This window comes from Aminobacter sp. 01T433 (genome assembly GCF_056398585.1).
Genome location: NZ_JBFTPR010000040.1, coordinates 1 through 9,858, shown reverse-complemented (window position 1 = coordinate 9,858; position 9,858 = coordinate 1). Strand labels below are relative to the sequence as shown.

Annotated in this window: 7 protein-coding genes; 4 read left to right on the top strand and 3 right to left on the bottom strand. The window is 61.5% G+C overall.

The features are described from left to right. Both AC1DLV_RS29865 and torT read right to left on the bottom strand, forming a co-directional pair. Positions 1-184: hypothetical protein (locus AC1DLV_RS29865; protein WP_476803580.1), on the bottom strand; the 184-nt coding region annotated here is incomplete at its 3' end. Positions 185-321: 137 nt separating this feature from the next. Then, positions 322-1,404: a TMAO reductase system periplasmic protein TorT gene (torT, locus tag AC1DLV_RS29860; RefSeq protein WP_476803579.1), complete on the bottom strand. Its 1,083-nt coding sequence runs from the start codon at positions 1,402-1,404 to the stop codon at positions 322-324. A 53-nt stretch (positions 1,405-1,457) separates the two neighbouring features. On the opposite strand from torT, the gene AC1DLV_RS29855 reads away from it, so the two are divergent. Next, positions 1,458-4,373, top strand: a complete 2,916-nt coding sequence (locus AC1DLV_RS29855; RefSeq protein WP_476803578.1) for an ATP-binding protein — start codon at positions 1,458-1,460, stop codon at positions 4,371-4,373. 20 nt (positions 4,374-4,393) lie between these two features. Here AC1DLV_RS29855 and torR read toward each other — a convergent pair whose 3' ends face one another. Further along, the gene (torR, locus tag AC1DLV_RS29850; protein ID WP_476803577.1) at positions 4,394-5,128 is read right to left on the bottom strand and encodes a two-component system response regulator TorR; all 735 of its coding nucleotides are present in this window, start codon (positions 5,126-5,128) and stop codon (positions 4,394-4,396) included. A 189-nt stretch (positions 5,129-5,317) separates the two neighbouring features. Here torR and AC1DLV_RS29845 point away from each other — a divergent pair, with 189 nt between their 5' ends. The 3 genes from AC1DLV_RS29845 (at position 5,318) to AC1DLV_RS29835 (ending at position 9,391) form a co-directional block, all read left to right on the top strand. Further along, positions 5,318-6,271: an ABC transporter substrate-binding protein gene (locus AC1DLV_RS29845; RefSeq protein ID WP_476803576.1), complete on the top strand. Its 954-nt coding sequence runs from the start codon at positions 5,318-5,320 to the stop codon at positions 6,269-6,271. A 106-nt stretch (positions 6,272-6,377) separates the two neighbouring features. After that, positions 6,378-7,406 (top strand): quaternary amine ABC transporter ATP-binding protein, encoded by a 1,029-nt coding sequence (locus tag AC1DLV_RS29840; protein ID WP_476803575.1) that lies wholly within the window; start codon positions 6,378-6,380, stop codon positions 7,404-7,406. Further along, positions 7,403-9,391: an ABC transporter permease gene (locus tag AC1DLV_RS29835; protein WP_476803574.1), complete on the top strand. Its 1,989-nt coding sequence runs from the start codon at positions 7,403-7,405 to the stop codon at positions 9,389-9,391. Before AC1DLV_RS29840 ends, AC1DLV_RS29835 begins: the two co-directional genes overlap by 4 nt. Positions 9,392-9,858 lie beyond the last annotated feature (467 nt).

The following is a 9,858-nucleotide window of genomic DNA, read 5'->3' as shown; positions in this document are numbered from 1 at the left end:
CCTGGCCGCCTTCGGCATTGCGGATGGTGATCCTGTCGCCGGCCTCGACCTCAAACAGCACCGCACCCAAGCCGGGCACGTGATAGCGCTCCGTGCCGGGCACAAGCAGCCCGGGCTGCAGGATCAGGCTCGGCCGCGGCGGACCAGCCGTCACGACGGGATATGAAGCGTCCGTCACAGCCATCACGGCCTCCATGCAGCAACCTGCCTGAGGCAGATGATCGAAACAGACTACTTGCCGGCTGTGAACCAGTCCGCCGAGATAAGTAAAAATCAGCAAGCGTTATGTGAAAAGTTGTGACCGGACAGCGGCACGCCGCCTCACTGGACCTCGAAGGTTGGCTTGAACCAGGCCGGTGCGAGGCTCCGCTCCAGGTCGAGCGATTGAACATTGGTCCGGTCGATCACTTGGAGCGGCGGGCCGACATGACGATAGCTAAGCGTGCCTTCGATCGCCCGGATCGCCTGGTCGATGGCAATGCGGCCTTGCAGCGGCGGCGAATCCGTGGGTGCTGCCACAACCTTACCCCGGTTGATTTCCCGGAATGTACCATGGGTGAAGTAATCGGCCAGGATCTGGATGTGGTTCGCCCGGCCCTGGGCCCTCAGGATACTGACCGCGGCGTCTGCGGTCGGCGCGCTGCCTACGATGTAGTCGATATCGGGCTGCGTCTCGAGCAGTTCCTCGATCAGCAACAGCTGGATCTCGAGCCCTGTGTCGCCCCATTTGACGGCGGCGATCTGGGCCGAGCTCTGCTTCAGCGCCCGCTGGAATCCTGCTTCAACGAACTTGACCCAGCCCGCACCCTTGGGCCCGGGAAACCATGCCACTTTGACCGGCATGGTCCCGGCCGGATGAAGGCGGGCGAGATAGGCGCCTATCGACTGGCCCATCTCTTCCCAGGAGACGCCCGATTTCGCCGTGATCCCAGCGTCGTCAATGTCATTGACCGTGGCAATGACCGGGATGCGACGGGCAATTTCCTCGATGGTCGGCGTCAGCCCTTCATAAGAAACCGTACCGACGATCAGCGCGTCGGCAGTGGCGCTGCAGGTCCGGATCTGTTCGATCTGCCGCTCGAGATTGGGATAGCCGCCAGCCTCCACGACCGTCAGCTTGACGCCCGCCGAGCGCGCCTGCTCCACCATGCCGTAGTTGACGCTGACCCAGTAGGAATCCTTCAGATGCGGATAGGAAGCGCAGATCCGCCAGGGCTTGGCGGCCTTGGCGACCGGCTGATAGTCGATCTCCGTCGGCGGGCGGGAATAGTCGAATGGCGGGTCCCAGGCGTTCAGCCTCCAGCTGACCGCACCTTCCTGTGCCCGGGCAGGACTGCTCGCGCCAAGCGCCAGAAATCCTGCGACAATGAAGCTCCAGCGATGACGACGTGCTTGGGATTTCATCCGCTTACGCTAGACAGCTTACGCTGGCAGCGCAAACCATGGTTATATGAGCCATGCTTCATAGGTTCGGCATCGGCGGAAGGTTGTTCCTCGCCTTCTTGTGCATCACTGGTTTGTCTCTGTCGTCCGGCATCGCCAGCTGGCTGATCCTGCGCAACATCGCCGCTGCCCAAGCCGTGGTGAATGCCCAGGCACTGCCTGCGGTAGCCGCGACCCAGCACACGGCCGAGCTGAGCGCCAAGCTGGTCGCTACCGCCCCCGCACTTGCAGCCGTGCGCTCGCGCGACGAGTTGCTGGCCGAACAGGCAAAGCTAGCGGGGTTGTCGCAGGAGATCGTCAAGTCGCTGGCCGAAGTCAGACGCCTGTCGATCGATCCCAAGCTAGTCGAGGAGTTCGCCGGCTCGGTCGAAAAGATGCTTGCCAACCTCAAGCAGAACAATGAGCTGGTCCGTCAAAGGCTCGAAGAAGACAAGGCCTATCGTGACGGTGCTGAGGCCACAGCTGCAGCAGCGCAATCGATCTTGCTGTTGTCGGAGACATTGATCTCCAACGCCTCGGCCGGCGCCTCGGCGGTGACGGCCAATCTCTACGGGCTGATCGGCGACCCGGAGCGCCGCGAGGATGCCTACAGCGCCGTAGATAGGCTGATCGAGCACGACATCTATCTGATGGAGCGCATGTACGAACTTCGCCATCGCAGCGCGCAGGTGAGCCTGTTGATCAACCGATTGAGCCGGGCCGAGTCGAAAGCTGAGATCAGCGAGATCAGCGGTATCTTCCAGGATCATGTGAAGGTCATCCGGCGCCGCATCCTCAGCATCGACGATCCGGTGCGGCGCAAGCAGGGCATGGAGATCTTCGGCGCCATCGAAGCCGCCGCAGGTGATGCGCCGGTGTCGGGATCGATCTTCGGCCGCCGCCAGCACGTCATCGACCTTGCTGGCGATCTAGACGCCATGGCCCAGGCCAATCGCGATCTTGCCGTGACGCAAAATCAGGTCGCCAGGGACGTCCTTGACCGCTCCGACGAGTTCGCCAAAACCACCGCGAACCGCGCCGACGACGCGGTGCGGATCGGTGTCATCGTGCTCATCGTCACCCTGATCGGCGCGGTGCTGGTTTCGGGTGCGATCGTCTGGCTTTATGTCGAGCGCAATCTTGTCCGGCGTTTGAGCGGATTGTCGCGCGCCATGCAGCGGCTGACCGCCGGCGACCTTGATGTCACGGTGACCGATACCGGGGACGACGAACTGCGCACCATGGCGGTCGCCGTCAACCAGTTCCGCGATGAATCGCGCCGGCGGCTCGAACTGGAGCAGGAGCGCGAGCGCATCACCGATGAACTCAGGCGGCACCGCGAAGAGCTGCAACAACTGGTCGAAGAACAGACCGAGCAGATCAGGCAGGTCAATACGCGGTTGCGCAAGGAGGCGATCGACCATGGTGAGGCGCGAACCAGGGCCGAACAGGCGAGCAGCGCCAAATCGGCCTTCCTCGCCACCATGAGCCACGAGATACGAACGCCGATGACCGGCATGCTGGGCATGATGCGGCTGCTTGCCGACACCAGGCTTGATCCCAAACAGCGCGAACACCTCTCGGTCGCGGCGAATTCCGGTGAAGCGTTGCTCGGAATCCTGAACACCATCCTCGACTACTCCAAGGTCGAGTCGGGCAGTATCGCCCTCGAAAAGGTTGATTTCGATCTATCGAAGTTGGTCACCGGGGTGGTCGCCTTCATGCGGCCGATGGCGACCGAAAAGGGCCTCGAACTGAGGCTCGAAATCGACCCGAAACTCGCGCCCGCCTTTACCGCCGACGCCGGCAAGATACGCCAGATCCTGTTTAATCTGGTCAGCAACGCAATCAAGTTCACCGAGCACGGCCAAGTGCTGGTCGAGGTCAAGCTCGTAGCCGACGCCAAGCAGGCGCAGAGCTTGCGCCTTGTCGTTTCGGACACCGGTATCGGCATCTCGCCGGAACGACAAGAGGACATCTTTCAGGCCTTCACCCAGATGGATGCCACAATCACCCGTCGATTTGGCGGCACCGGCTTGGGCCTGGCCATCAGCCGCGAGTTTGCCCGGCTCATGGGAGCCGATCTGGTGGTCGGCCCGCAGGCCGGCAAGGGCAGTGTATTCACGCTCGAACTGGTGCTGGACAAGGCCGTCGGCGCAAACCTTGCTGCCGAAAAACACCGCCGGAGGCGCGCGCCTGCCTTGCTGCCACGCAATATTCTGGTGGTTGAGGACGACGATGCGACGCGGCTGGTCTCTACCACCTTGCTGTCCCAGGCAGGTCACCATGTGAAGGCCGTGAGTTCTGGCTATCTGGCCCTCGAAGCGATCGCCGATTTCAAGCCGGACGTCGTGGTGATGGATGTCAGCCTGCCCGGCATCGACGGGATCGAGACGATGAAACGGATACGGGCCGAGCTTTCATCGCCCGGCCTGCCTGTCGTTGCCATGTCGGCGCATGTGTTCAAGACCGACGTCGATCGCTATCTCGATTCAGGCGTCGATGCCTTCGTTGCAAAACCGATCGTGCATGAGCACCTGCTCGACGCGATTGCCACTCTCGCCGATCGGTTGGGTCCTGCCACGGCAGCGTTCGCGGCCTTGGACACAACGGCCTGCCAGGCCGATCTCGCAGCACTCGGTTCTGAGACGGTACAACGTCTGCATCGCATCGCTCATGATAGCCTGCCCAAGCGTTTTCGCTCGATGCATGAGGCCGTGAAAGCCGGTGATCGCGAAGCCATCCGGGAGCTTGCCCATGCGACGCGAAGTTCGGCCGGTTCGCTTGGATTTCCGCGCCTGCTGAAGTCTGCCGAGGCGCTCGAAACCGCGTCGGTCGCAGCGTCCCTTGCCGAGCTGACGCGCATGGTCAATGCGTGCGAGGCAGCCTTTGCCGAGGGCACGCGGCAATGGGAAAAGATGCTGGAGAGCGCTCCGGCGCAATCGGCCTGAGGTCCACCAGGGCAGGGGCCCTAAAAGTTTGCAGCCCCCCGAGGCGCCTGACTGGCGTCAGGTGCGAAGAAATAGCCCTCGCCATGGGCAGTGACGATGATGCGGGGCGCGCGGGGATTGTCGTTCAGCTTCTGGCGCAGTCGTCGCACCAGCACATCGACGGTACGGTCGCTGGCGTCCCATTCGCGCCGCGATATCTCGTGCAGCAGGCGCTCGCGCGACAGAACCTGGCCAGGATTGGCTGTTAACACTGACAGGAGTTTGAATTCGGCGCCCGTCAGCTCGACGAAAGTGCCGTCGGCCGCCTGCAACGTGCGGCGCGACACTTCGAGCGTCCAGCCGTAGAAATGGCGTGAGCTTGCAGTGATCGCAGGTTGCCGGCCCTTGCCGACTCGGCGCAGAAGGCCTTTCACGCGAGCGAGCAGCTCGCGATGCTCGACCGGCTTGGTCACGTAGTCGTCGGCGCCGATTTCGAGACCAACGATGCGATCGACAGTATCGGTTCTTCCGGTGACCAGAATAATGCCGACATCGGAGCGTTCGCGCTGCTCGCGGGTAAGCTTGAGCCCATCCTCGCCGGGCAGATTGATGTCGATCATCAACAGGTCGGCCGGATGCCGTGCCATGATGGTGCGCATCTGCTCGCCGTCGCCCGCTTCGCTGACCTTGTAGCCCTCCGCCAGGAAATAGCCGGCAAGTTTTGCCCGCGTGACCTGGTCATCCTCCACGATCACGATGTGATGTTGAGCCCGCATACCATCTTGTCCTCCCATTGCTGATTAACATCTTTTCACAAGTCAGACCACGACTTTTACACCCCGCCCGACACCGGTTCACTTCTCACCGCTATGTTTGCGGGGCTGGAGCGGAAAAGGAACAGGCCCATAGAGCCAACGTCCGAAACTCCACGGGAACGATCGCAACACAAAACAATGGGAGCTTCAATGAGCAAGTTCACGAAGTCTGCAGCCATGGCCACGATCCTGGCCTTCGCGGCGGGCACGGCTTTCGCCGAGGATTCCACAGACGCCATCAAGATCCCGACCCACAATTGGTCGAGCCAGATCGTTGGCGCCCATATCGTCGGCAAGCTGCTCGAAAAGGGCGGGGCCAAGGTCGAATATGTCTCCGCCGACAGCCAGGTCGTCTACACGGCACTTTGCGAAGGCGACGTCAGCCTGGTTCACGAAGTCTGGGAGGGCGCCTTCGGCGTTGCGTTCCAGAAGGTGCTCAAGGAGGGCTGCGTCGTCGATGCCGCCACCCACGATGCCAAGACGCGCGAGGAGTGGTGGTACCCCACCTATGTCGAAGAAGTTTGCCCCGGATTGCCCGCCTGGGAGGCGTTGAATGCCTGTGCCGACAAGTTCTCTACGGCTGAGACCGCCCCGAAGGGCCGCTTCCTCGGTGGCCCGGTCGACTGGCTGAAGCATGACGCCGAGCGCGTCGAAGCCCTCGGCTTGAACTTTGAAGTCGTCAACGCTGGCTCGTCCGCGGCACTGTGGGCGGAACTCGATTCCGCCGTCAAGCGCAAGGAGCCGATCGTCCTGTTCAACTGGACGCCGAACTTCGTCGAAGCGCTTTACGACGGCAAGTTCGTCGAGTTCCCGGCCTTCGACCCGAAATGCAAGGACGATCCGTCCTGGGGCACCAACAAGGAACTGAGCTACGACTGCGGCAACCCGAAAGACGGCTATCTGAAGATCGCCGCCTGGAAGGAATTCCCCACCAAGTGGCCCAAGGCTTACGGCATCCTGCAGAAGATCAACTTCACCAACATGGACATCGCTGTTCAAGCCAAGCTGGCTGACATCGACAACATGGAGCCTGAGCAGGCCGCCGACAAATGGTTGGCTGACAACGAGGCGCGTTGGAAGGCCTGGCTCGGTTCCGCCAGCTAACTCCTGCATCGAAAAAGTCGTGTCGTGGTGTCGTGACGCTTGCAAAATGCAGGCGTCACCTCGCCGCGCGCACCCATCGGCCACTTTGGCGAGAGGCAAACTCGACATGACCGAAGCAAAAATCGCATGCCGCAACCTTTGGAAGCTCTACGGCTCTGATCCTGCCGGCTTTCTGCGCCGCCAAGGCGGCAGCCCTTCGATCGAAGCCATAAGGGCTGAAGGCTACATCCCTGCAGTCCGCAATGTGTCCTTCGAAGTGATGCCCGGTGAAATTCTCGTCGTCATGGGCCTGTCGGGCTCCGGCAAGTCAACCTTGCTGCGCTGCCTCGCCCGCCTCATCGAGCCGACGGCCGGGGAGGTGATGTTCGAGGGCCAGGACATTCTCGCAGCGTCCGAGCGCGAGATGATCGAACTCAGGCGCCACAAGATGGGCATGGTGTTCCAGCATTTCGCCTTGCTGCCGCATCGCACGGTGCTCGACAATGTCGCCTTCCCGCTCCAGGTCAGGGGTACCGACCGTAACAAACGCGAGGCGCGCGCACGCGAAGTGATCGAGCTCGTCGGCTTGAAGGGACGCGAGGGCTACTATCCCCGCGAACTCTCGGGCGGCCAGCAACAGCGTGTCGGCATTGCCCGCTCGCTTGCCGTGGGTCCCGACGTCTGGTTTCTCGACGAGCCGTTTTCGGCACTCGACCCGTTGATCCGCAGGGAGATGCAGGACGAGTTCCTGCGCCTCCAGCAGGTGCTCAACAAGACAATCGTCTTCATCACCCATGACTTCGACGAGGCGATCCGCGTTGCTGACAGGATCGCCATCATGAAGGACGGCGTCGTCGAACAGCTTGGCACGGCGGAAGAACTCGTCACCTGTCCAGCGACCCCTTATGTCGCCGAATTTACCCGCAACGTCGCCCATGATCGCCTGATGTCGGTGCGCGCCGTTATGGCACCCGCATCGTCACGCGCCCCTGACGCGGCCGCCGTCCAAGCGCAGGCGCTTTTGGCAAGCGTCGCCCGCCAGGTGTTGATGTCCGAGCGCCCTGTCGATGTTGTCGACGACGGGGGCGCCTTGGTCGGCACACTGAGCCGCGACAGCCTGATCGATGCGCTCTACGGCAGGGAACAGTGCGCATGACCACAACGACGCTGACCCGCCCAGAAGAAATGGAGCAACCCAAGACCCTTGCCGGCATGTCTAAGCCGCTGCTCGTCGTGTTGCCCTTTATCATCCTGATGTTGGCCGCCTCGCTGCTTCCCGAATGGGCGGTGAAGGTGCCCAAGGCCTGGACCGTCCCATTCGTCGACTGGGCAAATACGCTAGTCGAGCATATGCGAGACGACGCGATGTTCGGGCTGTTCTCGTTCAAGGACCTGACGCGCTGGATTGCTGAACTCATTACCTGGCCTTTGGCCTTCGTCGAAGGCCTGCTGGTCGCCGGCTTCCCGCAAATCGGCGTGCCCGCGATGCCGTGGGTCATGGTCGCCGGTCTGTCGGGCGTACTGGGCTGCTATCTGAGAGATTGGCGGCTAGGCGCGCTGGCGGCAGGCTGTGTTGCCTACATGGCGATCTTCGGCAAATGGGAACTGTCGATGATCACGCTGTCTGTAGTGCTTGTCGCCGCACCCATCGCTGGCCTCGTCGGCTTGGCGATCGGCATCATGGCGGTCAAAAAGCCTTGGTTCGAGGCGATGGTCGTGCCGCTGCTCAACGTGCTGCAGTCGCTGCCGCATTTTTCCTATCTGATCCCAATCGCCGTCTTCATCGGTGTCGGTCACAAAGCTGGCGCCATTGCCACTGTCATCTTCGCCATCCCGCCAATGGCAAGGCTCACAATCCTTGGACTGAAGGGTGTTGCCGAAGAGATCCGCGAGGCCGGCAAAATGGCGGGCTGCACGCGTTTCCAGACGTTGTGGATGGTCGAAATTCCCGCTGCCAGGCAAGCGCTGCTCGTCGGCGTCAATCAAGTCATCATGCAGTGCCTGGCAATGGTAGTGATCGCATCCTTTGTCGGCGCTAGGGGCCTCGGGCACGATCTTTTGTTCCGGCTGCAGGCACTCAAGATCGGCCAGGCACTGGAAAGCGGAGTTGCGATCGTCTTGATGGCAATCACGCTCGATCAGTTGAGCCGGGCGGCAGCCCACAAAGAGCCATCGCACGTGGCGGCCGATTCCACATTCCTACAGCGCTTCCCCTTCTTCTCGGCCGCGGCTTTGGTCATCTTCGGTTCGCTCGTACTTTCGCTCGTCACGCCCTATGCGCAGGCCTGGCCAGCCAGCCTCACGCTCAGCACCGCGCCGTTCTGGGACGCGCTCGTTGGCTGGGTCACGGTGACCTTCTACGAACCGCTGCAATATCTACGCAATGCCATGCTGCTCTACGTGCTGATCCCTGTGCGCGACCTGTTCCAGAGCATTCCATGGACGGCGATGGTTGCACTTGTCGCGGCAGCCGGCTGGTCGCTCGGCGGCCTGCGCCTGGCCCTCATTGTTTCCGGCTTCGTGTTGTTCATCGCCTTTGCCGGCTATTGGGAGCGTTCGCTGATCACCGCCTATATGGTGACGGTCGCCGTGCTGATCTGCGTCCTGATCGGCCTGCCGCTCGGCATCTGGGCTTCGCGCACCGAGCGCCGTACCGGCATCGTCAGGCTGTTGTGCGACACCTTTCAGACCTTCCCCTCGTTCATCTACCTGATCCCCGTCATCATGCTGTTCAAGGTCGGCGATGTCGCCGCGATCTCGGCCATCATCATCTATGCGATGATCCCGATCGTGCGCTACACCATCTTCGGACTGCGCAACGTGCCGTCCGAAATCGTCGAGGCCGGCATCACCTCGGGCTGCACCAGGCGACAGCTCCTATGGAACATCCGCATGCCGCTGGCTTTCCCCGAGATCATGCTCGGCATCAACCAGACCATCATGTTCGCGCTGTTCATGGTCATCATCGCAGCCTTCATCGGCACCAAGGACATCGGCCAGGAGATCTTCCGGGCACTGACCTTTAATGACGCCGGCAAAGGCCTGGTACTCGGCCTCTGCGTCGCCTTCATGGGCCTGACCGCCGACCAGCTGATCACCGCCTGGGCAACAAGAAGGAGGCAACGGCTCGGCCTGGAGTAGGATCATCCTGGCAGTCTCCCTGCCTGGCGATGGAGGCACAGAGGTCGGGATCAAGACGCGAGTGACTTGCTGGAAACTTCAACCAGCAGGTCCGGCAATCTTGGTGCCTCAAGAGTTCTTACGACTATCCAGAACCGGCCACTAGGTGCAATTTGCCGGTGTATTCTCGCTCTATGTTGGCTTCCCCGCGAAGGTGCAAACTCACCGATGGCGCCGATGTGGGCTGCCTGATCTGCTAACATTGCTTTTTGCGGACTGGCGCAGAGACACAGCGATCTTGCACGGAAGTTCCATAAGATGGATTACGCGACTTTAGCGTGTAGCCGCAAAGTTGGAATGTCCTGTTTCTGCAAAGTTAGAATGTCACTCTGCCCGCGTTTTGGCGACGCGGGAGATTGCCGATGGGACTGATTGCGATGAGCGAGCGCGATCTGCAGCGGATCGAGGTTTTGTCGAAGGTCGTTGCC

Excerpts from the sequence above, each read along its gene's own strand:
- AC1DLV_RS29845 (WP_476803576.1), top strand. The coding sequence starts at position 5,318 with ATGAGCAAGTTCACGAAGTCTGCAGCCATGGCCACGATCCTGGCCTTC.
- AC1DLV_RS29835 (WP_476803574.1), top strand. The coding sequence starts at position 7,403 with ATGACCACAACGACGCTGACCCGCCCAGAAGAAATGGAGCAACCCAAG.
- torR (WP_476803577.1), bottom strand. The coding sequence starts at position 5,128 with ATGCGGGCTCAACATCACATCGTGATCGTGGAGGATGACCAGGTCACG.
- AC1DLV_RS29855 (WP_476803578.1), top strand. The coding sequence starts at position 1,458 with ATGCTTCATAGGTTCGGCATCGGCGGAAGGTTGTTCCTCGCCTTCTTG.
- torT (WP_476803579.1), bottom strand. The coding sequence starts at position 1,404 with ATGAAATCCCAAGCACGTCGTCATCGCTGGAGCTTCATTGTCGCAGGA.
- AC1DLV_RS29840 (WP_476803575.1), top strand. The coding sequence starts at position 6,378 with ATGACCGAAGCAAAAATCGCATGCCGCAACCTTTGGAAGCTCTACGGC.